The sequence below is a fragment of the Cryobacterium tepidiphilum genome (genome assembly GCF_003716325.1).
Classification (GTDB): Bacteria; Actinomycetota; Actinomycetes; order Actinomycetales; family Microbacteriaceae; genus Cryobacterium; species Cryobacterium tepidiphilum.
The window spans coordinates 123,338-144,553 of record NZ_RDSR01000001.1; the positions used below are offsets into that span (position 1 = coordinate 123,338).

19 protein-coding genes and 1 pseudogene are annotated in these 21,216 nt (G+C 70.4%); 7 read left to right on the forward strand and 13 right to left on the reverse strand.

Going from position 1 to position 21,216, the window contains the following annotated elements; all coding sequences use genetic code 11:
• Positions 1–27 precede the first annotated feature (27 nt).
• Positions 28–1,632, reverse strand: a complete 1,605-nt coding sequence (locus EEJ31_RS00650) for an AMP-binding protein (protein WP_123044492.1) — start codon at positions 1,630–1,632, stop codon at positions 28–30.
• Positions 1,633–1,946: 314 nt separating this feature from the next.
• On the opposite strand from EEJ31_RS00650, the gene EEJ31_RS00655 reads away from it, so the two are divergent.
• Positions 1,947–3,221 (forward strand): mechanosensitive ion channel family protein, encoded by a 1,275-nt coding sequence (locus EEJ31_RS00655; protein WP_233563648.1) that lies wholly within the window; start codon positions 1,947–1,949, stop codon positions 3,219–3,221.
• Between the two features lie 18 nt (positions 3,222–3,239).
• On the opposite strand, the gene EEJ31_RS00660 is transcribed toward EEJ31_RS00655, so the two are convergent.
• The 4 genes and pseudogenes from EEJ31_RS00660 to EEJ31_RS00675 all read right to left on the reverse strand — a co-directional run bounded on the left by EEJ31_RS00660 (position 3,240) and on the right by EEJ31_RS00675 (position 6,132).
• On the reverse strand, positions 3,240–3,554 hold the full coding sequence (locus tag EEJ31_RS00660) for a ferritin family protein (RefSeq protein ID WP_123044356.1): 315 nt from the start codon (positions 3,552–3,554) through the stop codon (positions 3,240–3,242).
• A 145-nt stretch (positions 3,555–3,699) separates the two neighbouring features.
• Positions 3,700–4,398, reverse strand: a complete 699-nt coding sequence (gene purQ / locus EEJ31_RS00665; protein WP_123044357.1) for a phosphoribosylformylglycinamidine synthase subunit PurQ — start codon at positions 4,396–4,398, stop codon at positions 3,700–3,702.
• 131 nt (positions 4,399–4,529) lie between these two features.
• A pseudogene (purS, locus tag EEJ31_RS14235) lies at positions 4,530–4,769 on the reverse strand (phosphoribosylformylglycinamidine synthase subunit PurS); the annotation flags it as partial.
• A 58-nt stretch (positions 4,770–4,827) separates the two neighbouring features.
• Entirely contained in the window at positions 4,828–6,132 is a 1,305-nt protein-coding gene (locus EEJ31_RS00675; protein WP_123044359.1) for a kynureninase, read from the reverse strand.
• Positions 6,133–6,283: 151 nt separating this feature from the next.
• Between EEJ31_RS00675 and EEJ31_RS00680 the strand changes: the two genes are divergently transcribed.
• Positions 6,284–6,964, forward strand: coding sequence for a TetR/AcrR family transcriptional regulator (locus tag EEJ31_RS00680; protein ID WP_158603869.1), 681 nt, complete (start codon positions 6,284–6,286; stop codon positions 6,962–6,964).
• 134 nt (positions 6,965–7,098) lie between these two features.
• On the opposite strand, the gene EEJ31_RS00685 is transcribed toward EEJ31_RS00680, so the two are convergent.
• On the reverse strand, positions 7,099–7,968 hold the full coding sequence (locus EEJ31_RS00685) for a VOC family protein (protein WP_123044493.1): 870 nt from the start codon (positions 7,966–7,968) through the stop codon (positions 7,099–7,101).
• A 107-nt stretch (positions 7,969–8,075) separates the two neighbouring features.
• Entirely contained in the window at positions 8,076–9,011 is a 936-nt protein-coding gene (locus EEJ31_RS00690; protein WP_123044361.1) for a phosphoribosylaminoimidazolesuccinocarboxamide synthase, read from the reverse strand.
• A gap of 84 nt (positions 9,012–9,095) precedes the next feature.
• On the opposite strand from EEJ31_RS00690, the gene EEJ31_RS00695 reads away from it, so the two are divergent.
• Positions 9,096–10,685, forward strand: coding sequence for a DHA2 family efflux MFS transporter permease subunit (locus tag EEJ31_RS00695; protein ID WP_123044362.1), 1,590 nt, complete (start codon positions 9,096–9,098; stop codon positions 10,683–10,685).
• Between the two features lie 127 nt (positions 10,686–10,812).
• On the opposite strand, the gene purD is transcribed toward EEJ31_RS00695, so the two are convergent.
• Entirely contained in the window at positions 10,813–12,081 is a 1,269-nt protein-coding gene (purD, locus tag EEJ31_RS00700; RefSeq protein WP_123044363.1) for a phosphoribosylamine--glycine ligase, read from the reverse strand.
• A 189-nt stretch (positions 12,082–12,270) separates the two neighbouring features.
• On the opposite strand from purD, the gene EEJ31_RS00705 reads away from it, so the two are divergent.
• Positions 12,271–12,624, forward strand: coding sequence for a sterol carrier family protein (locus EEJ31_RS00705; protein WP_123044364.1), 354 nt, complete (start codon positions 12,271–12,273; stop codon positions 12,622–12,624).
• Positions 12,625–12,784: 160 nt separating this feature from the next.
• Here EEJ31_RS00705 and EEJ31_RS00710 read toward each other — a convergent pair whose 3' ends face one another.
• Positions 12,785–13,735 (reverse strand): ribokinase, encoded by a 951-nt coding sequence (locus EEJ31_RS00710; protein WP_123044365.1) that lies wholly within the window; start codon positions 13,733–13,735, stop codon positions 12,785–12,787.
• 92 nt (positions 13,736–13,827) lie between these two features.
• Here EEJ31_RS00710 and EEJ31_RS00715 point away from each other — a divergent pair, with 92 nt between their 5' ends.
• From EEJ31_RS00715 to purM, 3 genes are read left to right on the forward strand one after another with little or no spacing between them, the layout of a single operon-like run.
• Positions 13,828–14,259 (forward strand): MFS transporter, encoded by a 432-nt coding sequence (locus EEJ31_RS00715; protein WP_148040102.1) that lies wholly within the window; start codon positions 13,828–13,830, stop codon positions 14,257–14,259.
• A complete protein-coding gene (gene purF, locus EEJ31_RS00720; protein ID WP_233563650.1) occupies positions 14,256–15,839 on the forward strand; it encodes an amidophosphoribosyltransferase in 1,584 nt (527 codons plus the stop codon). Before EEJ31_RS00715 ends, purF begins: the two co-directional genes overlap by 4 nt.
• The gene (purM, locus tag EEJ31_RS00725; RefSeq protein WP_123044367.1) at positions 15,836–16,939 is read left to right on the forward strand and encodes a phosphoribosylformylglycinamidine cyclo-ligase; all 1,104 of its coding nucleotides are present in this window, start codon (positions 15,836–15,838) and stop codon (positions 16,937–16,939) included. The genes purF and purM overlap by 4 nt, the downstream gene beginning before the upstream one ends.
• An 87-nt stretch (positions 16,940–17,026) precedes the next feature.
• On the opposite strand, the gene EEJ31_RS00730 is transcribed toward purM, so the two are convergent.
• From EEJ31_RS00730 to EEJ31_RS00745, 4 genes are all read right to left on the reverse strand, one after another.
• Positions 17,027–17,254: a DUF3073 domain-containing protein gene (locus tag EEJ31_RS00730; protein WP_123044368.1), complete on the reverse strand. Its 228-nt coding sequence runs from the start codon at positions 17,252–17,254 to the stop codon at positions 17,027–17,029.
• Positions 17,255–17,405: 151 nt separating this feature from the next.
• A complete protein-coding gene (locus tag EEJ31_RS00735) occupies positions 17,406–19,466 on the reverse strand; it encodes an APC family permease (protein ID WP_233563651.1) in 2,061 nt (686 codons plus the stop codon).
• A 42-nt stretch (positions 19,467–19,508) separates the two neighbouring features.
• Positions 19,509–20,117 carry a PadR family transcriptional regulator gene (locus EEJ31_RS00740; protein ID WP_123044369.1) on the reverse strand — a complete coding sequence of 203 codons (609 nt, stop codon included), beginning with the start codon at positions 20,115–20,117 and terminating at the stop codon, positions 19,509–19,511.
• Entirely contained in the window at positions 20,114–20,965 is an 852-nt protein-coding gene (locus tag EEJ31_RS00745) for a DUF4097 family beta strand repeat-containing protein (RefSeq protein ID WP_123044370.1), read from the reverse strand. Before EEJ31_RS00745 ends, EEJ31_RS00740 begins: the two co-directional genes overlap by 4 nt.
• Positions 20,966–21,216 lie beyond the last annotated feature (251 nt).

Below are 21,216 nucleotides of genomic sequence, written 5' to 3' on the forward strand. Positions count from 1 at the left end.
CGGCGGGACTGCCGCCGATGCCCCAGCCTAGGTCGATGCCAGCGATCGTCCACCCTGCTCCCGCGCCCGCAGCTCCTTGCGCAGGATCTTCCCCGCCGTCGACTTCGGGATCTGGTCGATGAACTCCACCACGCGCACCCTCTCGTACGGTGCCACCCGCTCGGCCACGAACGCGATGACGTCGTCTGCGCTGAGGGCGGCATCCGGCCGGGCGACGACGAAGGCCTTCGGAATCTCCTGGCCGTCGGCATCCGCCACGCCGATCACGGCGGCGTCGGTGACCAGCGGATGCGCCAGCAGCACCGCCTCGAGCACCGCCGGCGCCACCTGGTAACCCTTGTACTTGATGAGCTCCTTGAGCCGGTCGACGATGCGGAAGGCGCCGTCGAGGCCGACCGTGGCGACATCGCCGGTGTGCAGCCAGCCGTCGCCGTCGAGGGTGGCGGCGGTCGCCGCGTCGTTGCCGAGGTAGCCGTGCATGATGTTGGGCCCGCGGAGCAGGAGTTCGCCCGGGGCGCTCTCGCGCTCCACGGGCGGCTCGACATCCGTGCCGGTCTCGGGGTCGAGCAGCCGGGCCTCCAGGTTGGGAAGGAGCAGTCCGATGCTGGAGCGGTCGAGGTCGTCCCGTTCAAGGGGGATCGCGTGCGTCACCGGGCTGGTCTCGGTCAGCCCATAGCCCTGCGAGACGGTCGTGTCGAGCCGCTCGGCGACCGTGGCGGCCAGGGCACCGTCGAGCGGCGCGGCACCCGAGAAGACGACGCGCACCGTCGACAGGTCGTACTCGTCGACGAGCGGGCTCTTCGCCAGGGCGACCGCGATCGGCGGCGCGATGAACACGAATGTCGCCCGGTGCTCGCTGATCACGCGCAGGAACTCTGCGAGGTCGAAGCGGGGCATTGTCACGAGCGACGACCGTTGCTTGAGGGCGAAGTTCAGCAGCACCGTCATGCCGTAGATGTGGTAGAACGGCAGCACCGCGAGCACCCGGTCGTCGGGGCCGAGGCCGATGATGACGCGGGTCTGCGCGACGTTCGCCACGAGGTTGCGGTGTGTCAGCATGACGCCCTTCGGAATGCCCGTCGTGCCCGACGAATAGGGAAGCACGGCCAGGTGCGTGGCCGGGTCGAAGGTGACCTTCGGCGCGGGTGCGCCCTGGGTGAGCAGATCCTGCAGCGACGGATGCCCGTCGGCGCCGTCGAGCACGATGAGGTGCGCGTCGTCGATGCCCGCGCTCGCCGCCGCGGTCTTCGCGCCGGCCAGGAGCGCGGAGACGGTCACCAGCCAGGTCGCCCCGGCGTTCGCCAGCTGGGCGGCGATCTCGTCGGGCTTGTACAGGGAGTTGATGGTGGTGGCCGTCGCGCCGGCGCGGAGGATGCCGTGGAACGCGACGGCGAAGGCCGGGGAATTGGGGCAGAGGAGCCCGACGACACTCCCGACCTCGCCGCCCCGGGCAGCCAGGGCGCCCGCGAACGCCTCGATCCGGTCGACGAGCTGGCCATAGGTGGTCTGGGCACCCGAAGTGCCGTCCACCAGTGCCACCCGATCGCGCTCGTCGTCGCCCAGGTCTCCGAACAGGTAGTCGAACACGTTCTGTTCGGGGACGTCGACGTCCGGGTAGGGGCTGGTGAACATGCTGATCTCCTTCGATCGGGCTCGGGCCTGCCCCATTTGACCCTGAACGTGCTCCGAAGGGCAAGCCCCCGCTCCCCAGCGCTCGCCCCCGACCCGCCCCGGCGCCCGTTGTTCCATCGCGAGGGGACAGCTTTCCCTAGTGGAACGAGCCTTGCACTAGGTAAAGGCGACCCCTCACGCGAGGGCGGGAGGGGCGCGGGCGGGAGGGGCGCGGGCGAGGGCGAGGACGGGACGGGACGGGGGAGGCGGGGGAGCGCTGAGGCGGCATCCGTATGCTGGACGAGGCCCACCCATCAAGCAGGAAGGCAGCTTCATTGCCCGATTGGCAGACCTGGCTCCAGTTCATCCTCGCGGTTGTCGCGGCGCTCGTCGCGGCGGTCGTGGCGACGCTTCTCGTGACCCTGATCGTGCACCTCGTCGCCAGGCGACGGGACTGGCCGCGCGCCCTCGTGCGGCACACCCGGGTCCCGTTCCGCTCCCTTGTCGTGGTGCTGGGGTTATGGTTCGCGGTCGCCAACTTCTTCCCGCTGCCTGACTCGCTCACGCTGCTGAACCACCTCTTCACGATCGCGGTGATCGGCACCGGCGCCTGGCTGCTCGGTCAGTTCCTGCTGTTCGTCGAGGACCTCGGCGTCGCCCGCTACCGCATCGACGTGCCCGACAACCGGGTGGCCCGGCGCATCCGCACGCAGATGCTCATTGTGCGGCGCCTCACCATCGTCGTCATCGCGGTTGTGGCGATCGGCAGCGTGCTGCTCACCTTCCCCGCCGTGCGAACGGTGGGTGCCAGCCTCCTCGCATCCGCTGGCGTTGCCAGCATCGTCGCCGGTCTGGCCGCGCAGTCGATTCTCGCGAACATGTTCGCCGGGCTGCAGCTCGCGTTCAGCAACGCCCTACGTGTCGACGACGTGGTGGTCGTCGAGGGCCAGTTCGGGCGCATCGAGGAGATCACGCTCAGCTATGTCGTGGTCAGGGTGTGGGATGACCGGCGCCTGGTATTGCCCTGCACCTACTTCACGACGCAGCCGTTCGAGAGCTGGACCCGCCGCTCCAGCCAGCTGCTCGGTGCGGTCGACTTCGACCTGGACTGGCAGGTGCCGCCGGCGGCCATGCGGGCCCAGCTCGCCGTCATCCTGGACCGCACCCCGCTCTGGGACCAGCGCACGAGTGTGTTGCAGGTGACGGATGCCGTGGGCGGCTTCGTGCACGTGCGCATCCTGGTCTCGGCCGTGGACGCCCCCACCCTGTTCGACCTCCGCTGCCTCGTGCGCGAGGAGATGGTCACCTGGCTGCAGCAGAAGCAGCCGGCCGGGCTCCCGCGGCGGCGCGTGCAGCTGCTGGGCGCCGAAGCCGCCTCCGACGAGCGGGCGACGGATGCCGCGCCCCACGAAACCGGCGAGGGCGGCCGCCGCTGGCATCCGGAACACGTGCCCGACGACGCCGACGAGGCGGCGGATTCCGCCGCGCACGGCGCGGAGCGCGGCGGCCTCTTCACGGGCTCGAAGGAGGCGGAGGAGCGCGCCGGCCAGTTCACCGGGGCGATCAGCACGGTGCCCGACGACGAGCGCGAGGACGCCGCCCGCCCCTGACGGGCAGCGCCGCACGGACTATCCCGCCTCGGACTCCGCGGTCTCGCCGTGCCCCACGATGTTGCCGCTCTTGAAGAGCACTCCTTGGGCGATCTCACGCCACTTCGGCATCTTCCGCAGGAGAAACTCGAGCTCCATGCTGAAGTGCTTGAATTCCTCGCCGAGTGAGTCGTCCATGATCGCGTGAGCTTCCTCGTCGGGTTCAACCGACATCCGCTGCACGTACCAATTGATGGCGTCCGCTTCCTCGCTCAGGCTCGTAAGCATTCGAGCGAGTGTTCTCGTTTCTGCCGATAGTTCATCCGCCGGCTCGTGATATTGCTCAAAACCCATCGTGACTCCTCGTCGAAAGTGGTTGTGAGCTTGAGCGTAGGTTGGAGTCGCCTGAGTGGCAACGGTCTGCCCGTTTCGCAGCCCTCGACGAGGCTGGGGACTCCGAGCACGCCCGCCGGTCAGCGCATGCGGTCAGCGGATGCCGTCAGGCGCCGACGAGGGTGCGCTCGATGACCGACGTGAAGAAGGCGAGGCCGTCGACGCCGGAGCGCATGGCGGCGGCGGTGTCGGGGCCGAAGCCCGGCTCCACCGCGTGCTCGGGGTGCGGCATGAGGCCCACCACGTTGCCGCGGGCGTTGGAGACGCCCGCGATGTCGTTGAGCGAACCGTTCGGGTTGGTCTGCAGGTACCGGAACACCACCTGGCCCTCGCCCTCGAGGCGGGCGAGCGTCTCGCGCGACGCGACGAATCCGCCCTCACCGTTCTTCAGGGGGATGGTGATCTCCTGCCCGGCCGTGAACCCGCTGGTCCAGGCCGTGGACGTGTTCTCGACGCGGAGCTTCTGGTCGCGGCAGACGAAGGTGCCGCGTTCGTTGCGGATCAGGCCGCCGTCGACGAGGTGCGCCTCGGCGAGCATCTGGAAGCCGTTGCAGATGCCGAGAACCGGCATCCCCTTGCCGGCGGCGTCGACGACCTCGGTCATGATCGGGGAGAGGCTCGCGATGGCGCCGCAGCGCAGGTAGTCGCCGTAGCTGAATCCGCCGGGCAGCACGAGCGCGTCGACGCCGGCGAGGTCGTGGTCGCCGTGCCAGAGGGCGACCGGCTCGGCGCCGGCCAAACGGATGGCGCGCTGCGCGTCGCGGTCGTCGAGCGAGCCGGGGAAGGTGACCACGCCGATCCGCATCAGCGGTCCGCCTTCTCTGCCGCATTCTCCTGCGCGTGGGTGCCGTCCGCCTCGATGCGCTGCGGGTCTTCGGTGACGTTGCCGGTGGCGAAGTCCGCTTCGGCGCTGGCCCCGAAGCCGTCGACGCCGGCGTAGTGCACGCTGACCACGTCTTCGATGACCGAGTTGGAAAGGATTTCCTCCGCGACCGCCTGCGCCTCCGCGAGCGCCGCGTCATCCGCCGGCCCGTCGACCGTGATCTCGAAACGCTTGCCGACGCGCACGCCGTGGAACCGGTCTTTGCCGAGGCGGGCGAGGGCGCCGGCGACGGCCTTCCCCTGCGGATCCAGCAGCTCGGCCTTGGGCATGACTTCGACGACGATTGTTGGCACAGGTCACTCCGCTTGCGCTCGGGGGTGGGATGCCCCTGATTCTACAGGCTGCGACGCCTCAGCCGGGCAGGAGGCCGGAGCGGCCGAGCAGGATCCCGCGCAGCACGTCGCGAATGGCCGCCATGCCGGTGTGCGTCTCCGCGAAGCTCGTGGAGAGCGGTGCCAGGCCCACGCGCAGGGCGTCGGGCGAGCGGAAGTCGGGCAGCACGTCGTGCTGCCACAGGGTCGCCGTGACCTGCCGCATCGCCGGATGCCGGAGCAGGATGTGCCCGCCGCGCCGCTCGGGGTCGCGCGGGGAGGCGAGCACCACGCCCATGGGCGCCAGCCACTCGTCGGCGAGGGCGATCGCGAACTCGGTGAGCGCGACCGACTTCGCCCGCACCTCATCGATGCCCGCCTCCTCGATCATGCCGATGGTGTCCTGCATGGCGAGCATGCCGACGACGGGCGGCGTGCCGCTCTGAAAACGACGGATGCCGGCGGCCGGCACGAACTCCGGCCCCATCTCGAACGGATCCTGGGCACCGGCCCACCCGCGGATGGGTTGCGACAGCCGGTCCTGCAGGTCGGCGCGCACGTACCCGAATGCGGGCGAGCCCGGGCCGCCGTTCAGGTACTTATAGGTGCAGCCCACCGCGAGGTCGACGTCGCAGGCGTCGAGGTCGATGGGCACGGAACCCACCGAGTGGCAGAGATCCCAGAGCACCAGCGCGCCGGCCTCGTGCACGGCGGACGTGATGGCGGGCAGGTCGGCCAGGAACCCGGACCGGTACGCCACGTGGCTGAGCAGCACGAGGGCGGTGCGCGGTCCCACGGCCTGCCGCACCTGCTCCACGGTGACGCCGGCGGCGGGGTCCGGCACGATCCAGCGGATGCTCGCGCCCCGCTCGGCCGCGATCCCCTCGAGCACCCAGCGGTCGGTGGGGAAGTTGTCGGTGTCGATCACGATCTCGGTGCGGCCGCGGCCCTGCGCGAGTGCGGCATCCGTCGCGGCGCGGGCCAGCTTGTAGAGCAGCACGCTCGTGGGGTCGCCGATGAAGACCTGGCCGGCCGCGGCGCCGAGCGCGGCGCGGCCGAGCTGGTCGCCGATCGTGAAGGGCAGCCGGGACCAGTCCTCGTCCCATCCGCGGATGAGCCGGGTGCCCCATCCGTTCGCCACAAATTCGGTCAGCCGTGCGACGCTCGCCTTCGTCGGCCGACCGAGGGAGTTGCCGTCGAGGTAGGCGAGCACGGGGGGCTCCACGCCGGCGTCGACGCCGACGAAGCGCTCGCGCAGGTGGGCGAGGCCGTCGATCCGGTCCATGCGGCGCGCGAAGGTGAGGTGCGGGTCGGCGGGCAACGCGTGTGACGGATCGGGGATCATGCTCGGCTTTCGCTTCGGGGCGCTCCTGAACGCGCCAGCGGCGGCCGCGGGCGCGTTTCCACGGTAGCGGTGTCGGCCGCGGAACGGGGCCGCGCCTCGCCCGTCCTACCCCACGATGGGGTGTCTGGCAAGGGGTCCTAGAATCGATGGCATGACTCCGCTTTCCCGCACCCCAGAGGACGTTTCCCCCTCCAGGCGCCGGGATGCGAGGGCCAACCGGGAACGGCTGCTCACCGAGGCGCGGATCCTGATCGCGGAGAACGGCATCGAGGCATCGCTCGAGGAGATCGCCCGCCGCGCCGAGGTGGGCGTGGCGACCCTCTACCGCAACTTCCCGACGCGCGACGACCTCGTCCGTGCCCTGCACGCGACGGCCCTTGCCGATCTCCTGCCCGTGCGCGAGGAGATCGAGGCCGCCCCCACCGCGTGGGACGGCGTCGTGGTGTACCTCGAGCGCGTCATCGAATGGCTGGTCGCCGACCCCTCGCTCCCGCCGATCCTCAAGCGCATGGCCGTCATCGAGCCCGGGATGCGCTCCGGGGACCGGTTCGAGTCGTTCATCGCCGAGCTCGTCGAGCAGGCCAAAGTGGAGAGTTCTCTCCGTTCCGACGTCTACGCGGTCGACCTGGCCGTGCTCATCACGCTGATCGGTTCGCTCGGCTCACTGGGCAACGGATACGCCGGCCAGTGGCACCGGCAGCTCTCGATCGCGCTCGACGGGTTGCGCCCTCCCGGTCACGACCGGGCGAAGCTCCCGGGGCGACCGCTCAACGTGAAGCAGTTCCGGGCGAGCATGCACGGCCTCAGCCGGCGGTCGCGCCGCGCGACGTGAGCCGACGGGCCCTGCCCCGCGGCTCTCGCCGCGCATCCACGGCACTTTCCGCCGAGATTGCCAGTTCCGGTCGAGTATGAGCGGCGCGCCGCTCACTCTCGACCGCAACGGTCACTCTCGGCGCGTGAGGCGGGTTACGCGGCGCGCACCGTCAGCGTGTTCGCCCACGGGTCGTCGAAGCTGAGGGCCTGCCCGTCGTGACGTGTCTGCACGCCGTAGTGCGACATCCGCTCGCCCAGTTCGCCGAGATCGTCGCCGGAGGGCACGACGATGTCGACCGTGCCGAGGCCGAGGGCCAGCCGGCGCTTGCCGGAACCGGCGCTGTTCCAGGTGTTCATGGCCATGTGGTGGTGGTAGCCGCCGGCCGAGACGAACAGCGCCGAGCGGCCCAGCGTGGCCGTCGTCTCGAAACCGAGCCGGTCCACGTAGAACTCGCGGGCGGTGACGGTGTCACCGACCGACAGGTGCACATGCCCGACCACCGCGTCGCCGGCGGTGGGCGCGGCAATGCCGGTCTCGGTGAGGTGCTCGCGGATGAACGCGTTGGGGTCGAGGTGGAGCGTCGCCATCTCCACCTGGCCGTGGGTCCAGCTCCAGCTCGTGCGGTCGCGGTCCCAGTAGAGTTCGATGCCGTTGCCCTCGGGGTCGGTGAAGTAGAAGGCCTGGCTCACGAGGTGGTCGGCGCTGCCGGTGAAGGTGCCCGGATGCTTCGTGGCGACCGAGTAGACCGCCGCGGCGAGGTGCGCCTGCGTGTCGAACAGGATGGCCGTGTGGAAGAGGCCGGCCTCGTGCGGGCTGGCGGCGGCGAGCTCGGGCGCGTGCTGCAGGATCACGATCGGCGTGCTGCCGCGACCGAGCACGGCGACCGGCCCGTCGTGGCTGAGGAGCTCGAGGGTCACCGCGTCGCGGTAGTACGCGATCATCGCGTCGAGGTCGCCCACGCGCAGGGTCACCGCCCCCATCGCGGTGTCGGCGGCGAGGAGGTCATGGGCGGTGCGGGTCATGCTCTCCACAACGGATGCCGCGCAGCCGGTATTCCGCGCGTCGCGCCCGCGGCCCGCGCCCCGCGCGCGTCCTCGCGGTCCGTCTCGACGAGACCGCGGCGCCGGGCTTAGGCCGTGAGGCGCTCCAGCAGCTCCCGGTAGCGCGCTGCCGTCCGCTCCACGATGTCGGCGGGCAGCTCGGGCGGGGTTCCGGTGCCGTCCCAGTGGGTGCTCAGCCAGTCGCGCACGATCTGCTTGTCGAAGCTCGCCATCCGCTCCTCGGGGGTGCCGCCCGCGCGCCACGTCTCTGCATCCCAGTACCGGCTCGAGTCGCTCGTGAGCACCTCGTCGGCGAGAGTCAGCTCGCCGGTGGCCCGGTCGGCCCCGAACTCGAACTTGGTGTCGGCGAGGATCACGCCGGCCGCTTCGGCGATGTCGGTGGCGGTGCGGAAGATGGACAGCGACAGGTCGCGGAGCGCCTCAGCGGCCTCCGCCCCGACCAGCTCGACTGTGCGTTCGAAGGAGATGTTCTCGTCGTGTTCCCCCATCGGCGCCTTCCAGGCCGGGGTGTAGAGCGGTTCCGGCAGCCGGTCACCGTTGGCCAGCCCCGCGGGCAGCCGGATGCCGCACACGGTCTGTGACTGCTGGTATTCCTTCCAGCCCGAGCCGGTGAGATAGCCGCGCACCACGCACTCGATCGGGTACATGTCGAGCGTCTTGCAGAGCATGGCCCGCCCGGCCACCGCGGCGGGGATGGCGCTGCGGGCGTCATCGCCGAGGGAGTGGTCGGGGACGAGGTGGTTCGGAACGGCGCTCAGCCGGTCGAACCACCAGAGGCTGAGCGTCGTCAGGAGCTCGCCCTTGCCGGGGATGCCCGGCTCCAGCACATGGTCGAACGCGCTCACCCGGTCGCTCGCCACCACGAGCAGGCGCCCGGCGCTCGCGACATCCGTTGCCGGGTCGTTGGCCGGCACATACAGGTCGCGCACCTTGCCGGAGTAGGCGTGGCGCCAGCCTTCGAGCTCGGGGGCAGCGGATGCGGGCGGCGGAGTGTCAGTGGTCACTGGTTTATTCTCCACCAGGTGCGCGTACGCTACTGAAGTCGGTTCGCGAGACTGGCCGTTCACGCGAAGAGAAGGACAACCCGCATGGAAGACATCACCAGGCCCTGGCCCGCGCTCTGGGCACTTGTCCTCGGCTTCTTCATGATCCTCGTCGACAGCACGATCGTGTCCGTCGCCACGCCCGCGATCATGACGGGGCTCGACGCGGGCATCAACGCGGTGATCTGGGTGACGAGCGCCTACCTGCTGGCGTACGCGGTGCCGCTGCTGATCACCGGTCGCCTCGGCGACCGGTTCGGCCCCAAGAACATCTACCTGATCGGCCTCGTGGTGTTCACGGGGGCGTCCACCTGGTGCGGGTTCTCCGGCGACATCACCATGCTCATCACCGCTCGCGTGCTGCAGGGCTTCGGCGCGGCGCTCATGACGCCACAGACCATGGCCGTCATCACCCGCATCTTCCCGCCCGACCGCCGCGGGCAGGCCATGGGCCTCTGGGGCGCGGTCGCCGGCATCGCCACCCTCACCGGGCCGATCGTCGGCGGCGTGCTCGTCGACGCGGCGGGCTGGGAGTGGATCTTCTTCGTGAACGTGCCCGTGGGCATCCTCGCATTCGTGCTGGCCTGGCGGCTGGTGCCGAAGCTCGTGACGCACCAGCACCGGTTCGACATCGTCGGCGTGGTCCTGAGCGCCGTCGGCATGTTCCTCCTCGTGTTCGGTATTCAGGAGGGCGAGACCTACGACTGGGGCACGATCGTCGGCCCGATCTCGGTCTGGAGCCTCATCGTCGCCGGCATCGTCGTGCTGGCCGGCTTCGTCGTGTGGCAGCACTTCAACCGGGGCGAGCCGTTGCTGCCCCTGAAGCTGTTCCGCGATCGCAACTTCTCGCTGGCGAACCTGGCCATCACCACGGTGGGCTTCTCGATCACCGGGATGGCGCTCCCGCTCATGATCTACGCGCAGACCGTTCGGGAGCTCTCGCCCACGCAGTCGGCGTTGCTGCTGATCCCGATGGCGCTCATCTCCGGCGGCCTCGCGCCGGTCGTCGGCAAGCTCGTCGACCGCATCAACCCCAAGTACATCGCCCTGTTCGGCCTGCTCTGCATGGCGGCGGCCCTGTTCTGGCTCGGGTCGATCCTCACAGCGGATGTCGCGATCTGGCTCCTCCTGCTGCCGATCGCGCTCCTCGGGCTCGCGAACGCCGGCATCTGGGCGCCGTTGTCGACCACCGCGACCCGCAACCTTCCGCCGCGCGACGCGGGAGCCGGCTCGGGCGTCTACAACACCACCCGCCAGGTCGGCGCGGTGCTCGGAAGCGCCGGCATCGCCGCGATCATGCAGGCCCGCCTCGTCGCTGACCTTCCCGCCGCAGCCGGCGCAGCCGCCGAGGGCGGAGCGGTTGCCGGTGGTGGCAGCCTGCCGGAGTTCCTGCACGCCGGGTTCAGCTCGGCCATGGGGCAGTCGCTCTTCCTGCCGGCGGCCGTCGCCCTGATCGGCGCGGTGACCGTCATCTTCTTCACCAAGCCCAAGGCGCCCGCCTGGGGGCCCGGAGCGGCGGCGGCCCCGGCTGCCGAGCAGCCCGCGGCGCCGGCGCCCGAGGGGCTCGCCGTTCACACCCCGGACGCGGTCGCGTCGCAGCAGGCCGCTGCCCGGGAGTCCGCGGACGCGCAGTAGCCCGCCGCCCAGTAGGCGCGTGCGAGCTGCGACACGGGACGGGCGCCCGCGACCGGGAGCGTTGGTGCCCGCGACCGGGAGTGTCAGTGCCTGCGACGGGGAGCGTCAGTGCCCGCGACGGGGAGCGTCAGTGGGCGACGCGCGCCGCGATGTCGGTGCGGAACTGCGCACCCTCCAGCGAAACCTCGCCGAGCGCCCGGTACACGCGATCGCGGGCCTCGGCGAAGTCCGCGCCGACGGCGATGACGTTCAGCACGCGGCCCCCGGTCGCGACGAGGTCGTCACCCCGCCGCGCGGTCGCCGCGTGGGCGATGCTCACTCCCGGCACAGCGGATGCCGCGTCGAGCCCCGACACGACGCGCCCGGTCACGGGCTGGTCGGGGTAGTTCTCGCTCGCGACGACGACCGTGATGGCGACGTCGTCCGAGAAGGCCGGACGCTCCACCCCGGCGAGCTCGCCCGATGCCGCGGCCAGCAGGAGCGTCGACAGCGGTGTGACGAGCCGTGGGAGCACGACCTGCGTCTCGGGGTCGCCGAACCGGGCGTTGAATTCGATGACGCGGATGCCCGCATCCGTCAGTATCAACCCGCAGTACAGCAGGCCGATGAACGGAGTGTCCTCGTGCTCGAGCTGGCGCACCGTCGGCAACGCGATGGTCTCGATCACCTCGTCGACGAAGGCCTGCTCGCTCCCGAAGCGTTCGTCGAGCCAGGGGAGCGGCGAGTACGCGCCCATGCCGCCGGTGTTGGGGCCGCTGTCGCCGTCGCCGAGCCGCTTGTAGTCCTGAGCGGGAGAGAGCGGAAGCACGTTGTGCCCGTCGCTGAGCAGGAACAGCGACACCTCGTCGCCGTCGAGGAACTCCTCGATGAGCACCGCGCCCTGGCGCAGCCAGTGCGTCGCGTGCTCGAGCGCTGCGTCGCGCGACTCGGTGACCAGCACGCCCTTGCCCGCGGCGAGACCGTCGGCCTTCACCACGTAGGGGGCGCCGTAGGCATCGAGGGCGGCCTCCGCTTCGGCGAGCGAGCCGGCACGGGCGGCGCGACCGGTCGGAACGCCGGCTTCGTCCATGATCCGCTTGGCGAAGGTCTTGCTGCCTTCCAGTGCGGCGGCCGCGCGGCCGGGTCCGAACACCGGGATGCCCCGGGTGCGGAGGGCATCCGCGACCCCGGCGACGAGGGGAGCCTCGGGCCCGATCACCACCAGCTGGATGTCGTTGGCGGTGGTGAACTCGGCGACCGCCTCCGGGTCGTTCGCGTCGAGGGCGACCACGTCGACGTCGGCGGCGATCCCGGCGTTCCCCGGGGCCGCGATGATCTCGTGCGACGCGTCCTCCCGGAGCAGGGCGGAGATGATGGCGTGCTCGCGGGCACCGGAGCCGAGGACGAGTATTCTCACCGCTTCAGGCTAGCGGATGCGCCTCTCCCGGCGCCCGTTGCGCCTTCGCCCCCGCACGCGCCGACGTCTCGCGCCCGTAACTCCGGAGATCAGCCGTGGCGTCGCCCGGCTTCCGCACGTTTCAGCGGCCGCCCGGTCCGGCGCGGCGCGTTTTTCCGGAGTTACGTGCAGGGGAGGCAGGATGGAGAGGTGGCCAGGGCGAGGATCGACGATGCGGCGGGCACGGCCGCGGTGCACGACTGGAGTGTCGGCGACGGGGGACGCGAGGTGCGTGCCCGCGCCGTGCGTTACACGCTGCAGGTGCTCGCCGAGCGCGCCGAGGGCAACACCGTCGAGGTGCGTGTGCCACCGTTCGGCGCCGTGCAGTGCATCGAGGGCCCCCGGCACACGCGTGGGACCCCGCCCAATGTTGTCGAAACGGATGCCGAGACCTGGCTCGCACTCGCCACCGGCGTGCTCACGTGGGGCGACGGCCTCGCCTCGGGGCGCATCCACGCCTCGGGGCAGCGCGCCGACCTCACCGGTCACCTTCCCGTGCTGTAGCGCGCCCGTCCCCCGGCTCCGTCCCCCGTCCTCCCACGCGCCGTGAGGGGCCAACTTTCCCTAGTGTCGCGGCCGCGCGACTAGGGAAAGTCGTCCCCTCACGGGCGGGGCGGGTCGGGGCGGGGCGGGTCGAGGTGGGGCGGGGCGGGAGCCGGGCGGGTCAGGTGAGGAGCGATGCGACCTCGGCGTACGTCGGCATGGAACTCGTGGCGCCGTTCCGGGTAACCGAGATCGACGAGGCCACCGTCGCCCAGCGCACCGCCTCCACCATGTCGGCCTCGCTCACGGGCCCCATCCGCTCGCCCTCGGCCTCCCCGGTGGTCGCACCGCCGGTGGCGGCCCCCGCCAGCCGGGCGACGACCCCGCCGACGAACGTGTCGCCGGCCGCTGTGGTGTCGACGGCCTGGACCGGCCGGGCCGGCGCCAGCCCGAGCACCGTTCCGTCGTGCGCGATGATCGAGCCTTCGGCGCCGAGCGTGACGATCGCCCAGGTTTTCCCCGCGCTCAGCGCCTCGGCCGCGCGCACCGGGTCGGCCTCCCCGGTGAGTTCGGTGGCTTCGATCTGGTTGGGCACGACGAGATCGACGGATGCGAGGAACCCGGCCGGCAACGGCATCACCGGCGCCGGCGTCAGCACCGTGAAAACGTCGGCGGCACGGGCGACGGCGATCGCCTCCTCGAGCACCGGAACCGGAAGCTCGCACTGCATCACGAGAACCGATGAACGCTCGATGAGCCGCGTCGCGGCATCCGTCAGCGCCGTCACCGTGGCATTGGCGCCGGAGACGACGACGATCGAGTTCTCGCCCGAGTCGACGACCGAGATGTGCGCGGTGCCCGTCGGCTGGGCCGACCGGGCCACACTCTCAATGCCGATGCTCGCGTCGGCCATGAGGTCGAGCAGCGCCGTGCCGTATGCGTCGTCGCCGACCGCGCCCACGAAGTTCACCACGGCGCCCTGCCGCGCGGCGGCCACCGCCTGGTTGAGGCCCTTGCCGCCTGGGACGGTCGCGAAGTCCGTTCCGAAGATCGTCTCGCCCGGTTGCGGCAGCCGCGGCTGGCGAACGACGAGGTCCATGTTGGCGCTGCCGAGCACGGCGATTGTCTTCATCCGCCCAGTCTGCCAGCAATGGGCATCCGGTCGCGGCGACCAGCGCGCGCACGCGGGCGCGGGCACACAGCTGGAGGTGGGACAATATGCGGGTGAGTATCCCCGAGCAGCCATTCGGCAGCAGGCCGAACGCTGACGAGAGTATCCCCGTTCACGACCCCGGTGAGCCGCGCGGTGAGATGCCCGTGTCCCCGGAGACCGCAGCCGAGCCCGAACCCGTGCAGACGCAGGTCGTCGTGCGCCGGTCGCCGCGCTACAACCATTTCATGATCCTCGGCGCCATCGTCGGCGCCCTGGTGGCGCTCATCCTCACCTTCGCCTTCCCCGCGAACCCCACCTACGACCGCGGCCAGGTCTTCGGCTACCTCCTGCTCGTGGGCGTCGCCATCGGCGTCGGCCTCGGCGCCCTGGTGGCCCTCATCCTCGACCGCATCGTCGGCCGCAAGGGCACAAGCGTCATCGCCGACTGGGTCGAGACCACCCCCGGCGATGAAACCGGCACACGAAAGGACGGCGACGCATGAGCGGCGGCGACGGACTGCTCGGTCACGACCTCCTTCCCGGCGAGAAGGGCCCGCAGGATGCCTGTGGCGTCTTCGGCGTCTGGGCTCCCGGCGAAGAGGTGGCCAAGCTCAGCTACTTCGGCCTGTACGCGCTGCAGCACCGCGGCCAGGAGTCCGCCGGCATCGCCACGAGCGACGGCGGCAAGATCCTGGTCTACAAAGACATGGGCCTCGTCTCGCAGGTCTTCAACGAGGCCGCGCTGAACACCCTCATCGGCCACATCGCCGTCGGGCACTGCCGGTACTCCACCACGGGTGGATCGAGCTGGCAGAACGCGCAGCCGACGCTCGGCCGCACCACGAGCGGAACCGTCGCCCTCGGCCACAACGGCAACCTCACCAACACCGCCGAGCTCCTGCAGCTCGTGCACGAGCGCTACCCGCAGGTCGAGGGCGAGTTGCGCCGCGGCAACACCACCGACACGGCCGTGCTCACCGCCCTCCTCACCGGCGACCCCGACCACACGCTCGAGGCCACCGCGCTCGAAGTGCTCCCGCGCGTGCAGGGCGCCTTCTGCCTCGTGTTCATGGACGAGACCACGCTCTACGCGGCCCGCGACCCGCAGGGCGTGCGTCCGCTCGTGCTCGGCCGCCTCGAACGCGGCTGGGTGGTCGCCTCCGAGACCGCGGCGCTCGACATCGTCGGCGCGAGCTTCGTGCGCGAGGTCGAGCCCGGCGAACTCATCTCGATCGACGAGAACGGCCTCCGCACCCAGCGGTTCGCCGCAGCCAAGCCCAAGGGCTGCGTGTTCGAGTACGTCTACCTCGCCCGCCCCGACACGTCCATCGCCGGCCGCGGCGTGCACGAGGCCCGCGTGGAGATGGGCCGCCGCCTCGCCGCCGAGCACGCGGTCGAGGCCGATCTCGTCATCCCTACGCCGGAGTCCGGCACGCCGGCCGCCATCGGCTACGCGCAGGCCTCCGGCATCCCGTTCGGGCAGGGTCTGGTCAAGAACTCCTACGTCGGGCGCACGTTCATCCAGCCGTCCCAGACCATCCGGCAGCGCGGCATCAAGCTCAAGCTCAACCCGCTCAAGGAGATCATCAAGGGCAAGCGCCTGATCGTCGTCGACGACTCGATCGTGCGCGGCAATACCCAGCGCGCCCTGGTGAGCATGCTGCGCGAGGCCGGCGCCGCCGAGGTACACGTGCGCATCTCCAGCCCGCCCATCACTTGGCCGTGCTTCTACGGCATCGACTTCGCCTCCCGGGCGGAGCTCATCGCCACGGGCCTCGGCGTCGACGAGGTGCGCCAGTCGATCGGCGCGGACTCCCTCGGCTACCTCTCGCAGGAGGGCATGATCGAGGCGACCGAGCAGCCGCGCGACCGGCTCTGCACCGCCTGCTTCACCGGCGAGTACCCGATCCCGCTGCCCGACGCCCAGCACCTCGGCAAGAACCTGCTGGAGCGCGGCGCCGCCGCAGACGGCTGCGACCCCGGCCCCGACGCCGAGTTCGAGGTGTCGCTTCCCGCCGGCCCCGTGCGCCGCACCCACAGTCCAGCCGCCCAGCCCATCGGCGACCCCGGAAGGCAAGAATGAGCAACGCTTCGTACACCGCTGCCGGAGTCGACACCACGGCCGGCGACCTCGCCGTCGAGCTGATGAAATCGGCCGTCGGCAGGACCCACGGCCCCAACGTGCAGGGCGGCGTCGGCGGGTTCGCCGGCCTCTACGACGTGTCCTTCCTCACCCACTACCGGCGGCCGCTGCTGGCCACCTCAACGGATGGCGTGGGCACCAAGGTCGCGATCGCCCAGGCCATCGACAAGCACGACACCATCGGGCAGGACCTCGTCGGCATGGTCGTCGACGACATCGTCGTGGTCGGCGCCCGTCCCCTGTTCATGACCGACTACATCGCCTGCGGCAAGGTCGTGCCCGAGCGCATCGCCACGATCGTGGGCGGCATCGCCGCGGCGTGCCTGGCCACCGGAACGGCCCTCGTCGGCGGCGAGACCGCCGAGCACCCGGGGCTCCTCGGGCGTGACGACTACGACGTGGCCGGCGCGGCGACGGGCGTGGTCGAGGCCGACCGGGTCCTCGGGGCCGAACGGGTGCGCGACGGCGACGTCGTCATCGCGATGGCCTCCTCCGGCCTGCACTCCAACGGCTACTCGCTCGTGCGCAGTATTCTTCGTCAGGCCAAGATCGACTTCGTCGATCGGTCTGATGACTTCGGCGGCCAGGTGGGCGAGTCGCTGCTCACCCCGACCCGGTTGTACACGACACCGCTGCTGGGCATCCTCGACGACCCGTCGCTCCACGGCGCCGTGCACGCGCTCAGCCACGTCACCGGCGGCGGCATCGCGGCGAACCTCGCCCGCGTGCTCCCGCTCGGTGCGTGGGTGGAGATCGACCGGTCCACGTGGTCGCCGCTGCCGGTGTTCCGGGTGCTGAGCGACATGGCCTCATCCACGCTCGAAAGCGCGGAGGGCACCTGGAACCTGGGCGTCGGCATGTTCGCGGTCGTCGCGCCGGAGGCCGCGGCATCCGTTATCGACCGACTCGACAACGACGGCATCGCCTCCTGGGTTGCGGGCACCGTCTCGACGACCGCCCGCGACGTCACCGGGTTCGAACAGGGTGCGAAGGGTGTCGACGGCGGCGCGGTGCGCCTCGTCGGGCGCTACGCCGACTAGTCGGTCACGGCCTGAGGCGCTGCAGCGTGCCGAAGGCGCACGAGAGCCGCCACCGCTGATGCGGCGACGACGGATGCGACGAGCGGGCTACGCGCGCTTCTGCTCGTCCTCGGGCGTGTAGTGGTCCGCATACTCCTCAGGAGCCAGCTCGGCCTCGTACTCCGGCCACTTGGCCAGATCCTCGTCGAGTCGCGGGTCGCCTGCGGCGTGCCCGGTGAGTTCACGCTCAAGCGCGTTGTAGTTGGTGTCAGGGCTGAAGTACTTCAGCTCTCGCGCAACCTTGGTGTGCTTAGCTTTTTGACGGCCGCGCCCCATGCGTGACCCCCTTACGATGCCAGGCCGGGATGAGCAATGAGTCACCCGGGATTACCGAACGGAACAGAGAAACCTAGGCTTAGTTTAGCATGGTGCACTTGTTCCCCCGCCGGAGCGGCATGCCGGGCGAAAGCGGGCCAGGTGGGGCCGGCTAGTGCTTCTCCCGGCCGGTGGGACGCCCGGCGGGGGTGAGTGGCTTCCGCGGCACCGGGCGAGGCCGCACCGGCTCGCCGCGTCGCTCCTGGCCCGGCAGCGGCCGTGACCGCCGGCCGTAGATGAGCTCCGAGGAGTCCAGCAGCCACGGCACCAGCGCGATCGTGACGCCGTGCACCATCATCAGCTTCTGGCGGATACGCCGGGCCTTGTGGTTGTGCAGCAGCGACTCCCACCAGTGGCCCACGATGTAGATCGGCGTGTACACGGTGACGACCTCGGAGCCGTGCTCCTCGCGGCGGCCCTTGATGTACTGGATCAGCGGCCAGCTGAGGTCACGGTACGGCGACTGCACGATGCGCAGCGGCACGGCGATGTTCTGCGCGATCCAGTCCCGTTTGAGCTTCAGCGTCTCGTCGTCGTCGATGGAGACGTGGATCGCCTCGAGACTCTCGTGCCGGGCAGCGATCGCGTAGTCGAGTGCCTTGAGCACCGGCTTCTGCATCTTGCCCACGAGCACGACGGCGTGGTCGCCCTGCGAGCCGAACGTGGTCTCCGGGTCGACGGCGATCTCGGTCGCCACGTCGCGGTAGTAGCGGTTGACGCCGAGCATGAGCGTGAACAGCACCGGCATCATCACGAACACGAGCCAGGCGCCGAGCGTGAACTTCGTGACCGTGACCACGAGCAGCACCACGAAGGTCAGCAACGCGCCGAAGCCGTTGATGGAGAGGCTGCGGAGGATCGGTCCCCGCGGGCTCGCTCCCGCCCGAAGCATCGTGATCCAGTGCTTCACCATGCCCGACTGGCCGAGCGTGAACGACACGAAGACGCCGATGACGTACAGCTGGATCAGAACCGTCAGGTTGGCGCGGTAGACCACGAGGATGAGACACGCCGCGAGGGCGAGCAGCAGCACGCCGTTGGAGTAGATGAGCCGGTCGCCGCGGGTGCTGAGCGACTTGGGCGCATACGAGTCGCGGGCGAGCACCGAGCCGAGCAGCGGGAATCCGTTGAACGCCGTGTTCGCGGCGAGGAGCAGCACCGCCGCGGTCGCCGCCTGCACGATGAAGAACAGCAGCGAATTGTTGCCGAAGATCGAGGAGGCGACCTGCGCGATGAGGCTCCGCTGCGGCTCGGTCGCGCACTCGGCCCAGCCGATCAGGTCACACGGGTCCTCCGAGTAGTGCACGCCGGAGATCAGCGCCAGGGCCGTGAGCCCCACGAACAGGGCGATGGCGATGCCGCCCATGAGCGCGAGCGTCGCCTGCGCGTTCTTGATCTTCGGACGACGGAAGGCGGGCACGCCGTTGGCGATCGCCTCGACACCGGTGAGGGCGCTGCATCCGCTGGCGAACGAGCGCAACAGCAGCAGGATCAGCGCCGCCTGCGCCAGCGAGTGCGACTCCACCTCGTATCCCGCCGATTCGGCGACCGGCGGATCGCCGAGGGCCACCCGGGTGAGCCCGACCAGCACCATGGCGAACACGCTGCCGATGAAGACGTAGGTGGGAACCGCGAACGCCTTGCTCGACTCGCGCACCCCGCGGAGGTTCACCGCCCCGAGCAGGATCACGAAGAACACCGCGAGCTCGACGCGCAGCGGCGCCAGCTCGGGCAGGGCCGAGATGATGTTGTCCACACCGCTGGCCACCGACACCACGACGGTCATCACGTAGTCGACGAGCAGGGCGGATGCGACCACCAGGCCCGCCTTCTCGCCCAGGTTCTTCGACGCGACCTCGTAGTCTCCGCCGCCCGACGGGTAGGCCTTCACCAGCTGCCGGTAGGAGAGGGTGACCACCACGAGCAGCAGCACCACGACCGCGGCGACCCACGGCGCGAAGGCCAGGAACGACAACCCGCCGAGCGTCAGGATCATCAGGAGTTCCTGCGGCGCGTACGCCACGCTCGACAGCGGGTCGCTCGCGAAGATGGGAAGGGCCAGGTATTTGGGGAGGAGCTGGCCTTCGAGCTGCTCGCTCGGGAGCGGGTCTCCGATGATCCACCGCTTCGGCGAGCGGATGTCGGGTGGCGGGGCGTTCCCCTCGGAAGTCACGAGGGACGACACTACACCGTTGATTTCCGGTGTCAAGCGGGGCTAACGGCGCAGCGAATCCAGCAGCCGCGACCGCACGCCCGCGAGCTCCCGCCGCAGGTCGTCGACCGTCTCGGGACCGATCGGGGAGCGGGCGGCCAGCGTGCGGAGATCGGTGCGCACCTGCTGACGGAACTCGTTCAGCACGACGTCGGCCTCGCGAAGCAGCCGGGCGGAATGGCTGTGCGGCGACTCCTCGGCGGCCGGCTCCTTCGCATCCGTTTTCGCCTGCTGTGCGGCGGCGGCCAGGTCCGCGCGCAGGCTCTTCATCGCCGCGTTGACGCCCGTGCGCACCTCGTCGGCCAGGCGCCGCACGGAGTCGCTCATCTCGTTCTCGATCATGGTCAGGTCTCCTTCACGTGCGTTCAGCTCGGCGCGTCCGGCGTCGGTGATGTCGTAGACGGTCTTGCGCCCGTCGGCCGCCTTCTGCACCAGACCGTCCTCCTCGAGTTTGGCCAGCCGCGGGTAGATGGTGCCGGCGCTCGGGCTGTAGGTGCCGCCGAAGCGGTCGCTGAGCGCCTGGATCAGCTCGTAGCCGTGCCGGGGCTGCTCGGCCAGCAGGCTGAGCAGGTAGAGGCGCAGGCTGCCGTGGGAGAAGACCGGCGGCGTCATGCGGATGCCTCGCCCGGCGCATCCGTTGCCCCGGACGGCGCCTGGACGCGCTGGCGCACGACGGAGATGTCGCCGGAGACGGAGTTCGCGCGCAGTTCGAGCCAGGAGCCGGCGAGTTCGCCGAAGCTGCCCTCGTAACCCTTGCCGAAGCTGCGGCGGATGGTGTGGTCGTCGACCTGCAGGGCGCCCGAGACCGTATTGAGGAGGTAGCGGGCGGGCACGTCGGAGCCGAGCCGGAGCATCACGTTGCCGTTGACGGTGTTGGTGGTGACGGCGTTGGGGGTGCCGGCGAGGTCGAGGAACACGTCACCGGAGACGCCGTCGAGGGTGAAGCGGTCGATGTGGCCGCTGGCGGTGGTCTCGCCGGTGACCGTGTGCACCGAGATGCTGCCGGTGTGGCCCCGCACCGAGAACTCCCCGTTCACGCCGTTGAGGTCGAGCGGCCCGGAGAGGCCGTCGACGACGATATCGCCGGAGACGGTGCTGAGCCGCGCCCCGGCGGTGAGATTGGAGACCAGAGCCTCTGCCGAGACGACGCCGAGCTTGAGTGCCACGTCGCGCGGCACCATGACGCTGATGTCCGCCTTCGCGGTGCCGCGGAAGGAGGAGAAGGCGTCGATGAAGTTGTCCCAGCGCAGTTGCGGGTGGTCGATCTCGAGGGCGTCGCCGTCCATGGAGATGCGCAGGTCTTTGCCGGTGACCGAGTGCACCTCGACGCGGGCGCCCGGCTCGTCGTGACCGATGACATCCACTTTGCCGCCGATGAGGGTGACCTTCAGCCGGCGCACGAGGGCCAGGTCGATGACTTTGGACTGGCCGGGGGCGACCAGCCATTTTTCGAGTGACATCTTTTCTCCCTACGGACGGCGAGTGGGCCGCCCCATAACTCGCGATATATCGCGACCGATGAAGACACGTTATATCGCGTTCAACGGATGCGCAAGAGTCGCCGCACCGTCGGCCGGACTTCGCGGCAAGCGTTCAGGAAGCGGGCGAGGGTTGGGACGCGCGCCCGCTTCCTGAACACGAGCCGGCGCCGGGCGCCCGCTCTGTTGAGGGCGGCGGGAGCGTACTTACGCCAATAGTTCGGGGCGATACC

Excerpts from the sequence above, each read along its gene's own strand:
- EEJ31_RS00740 (WP_123044369.1), bottom strand. The coding sequence starts at position 20,117 with ATGACGCCGCCGGTCTTCTCCCACGGCAGCCTGCGCCTCTACCTGCTC.
- EEJ31_RS00685 (WP_123044493.1), bottom strand. The coding sequence starts at position 7,968 with ATGACCCGCACCGCCCATGACCTCCTCGCCGCCGACACCGCGATGGGG.
- EEJ31_RS00660 (WP_123044356.1), bottom strand. The coding sequence starts at position 3,554 with ATGGGTTTTGAGCAATATCACGAGCCGGCGGATGAACTATCGGCAGAA.
- EEJ31_RS00730 (WP_123044368.1), bottom strand. The coding sequence starts at position 17,254 with ATGGGGCGCGGCCGTCAAAAAGCTAAGCACACCAAGGTTGCGCGAGAG.
- purQ (WP_123044357.1), bottom strand. The coding sequence starts at position 4,398 with ATGCGGATCGGCGTGGTCACCTTCCCCGGCTCGCTCGACGACCGCGAC.
- EEJ31_RS00745 (WP_123044370.1), bottom strand. The coding sequence starts at position 20,965 with ATGTCACTCGAAAAATGGCTGGTCGCCCCCGGCCAGTCCAAAGTCATC.
- purM (WP_123044367.1), top strand. The coding sequence starts at position 15,836 with ATGAGCAACGCTTCGTACACCGCTGCCGGAGTCGACACCACGGCCGGC.
- EEJ31_RS00710 (WP_123044365.1), bottom strand. The coding sequence starts at position 13,735 with ATGAAGACAATCGCCGTGCTCGGCAGCGCCAACATGGACCTCGTCGTT.
- EEJ31_RS00680 (WP_158603869.1), top strand. The coding sequence starts at position 6,284 with ATGACTCCGCTTTCCCGCACCCCAGAGGACGTTTCCCCCTCCAGGCGC.
- EEJ31_RS00675 (WP_123044359.1), bottom strand. The coding sequence starts at position 6,132 with ATGATCCCCGATCCGTCACACGCGTTGCCCGCCGACCCGCACCTCACC.
- purF (WP_233563650.1), top strand. The coding sequence starts at position 14,256 with ATGAGCGGCGGCGACGGACTGCTCGGTCACGACCTCCTTCCCGGCGAG.
- EEJ31_RS00695 (WP_123044362.1), top strand. The coding sequence starts at position 9,096 with ATGGAAGACATCACCAGGCCCTGGCCCGCGCTCTGGGCACTTGTCCTC.
- EEJ31_RS00650 (WP_123044492.1), bottom strand. The coding sequence starts at position 1,632 with ATGTTCACCAGCCCCTACCCGGACGTCGACGTCCCCGAACAGAACGTG.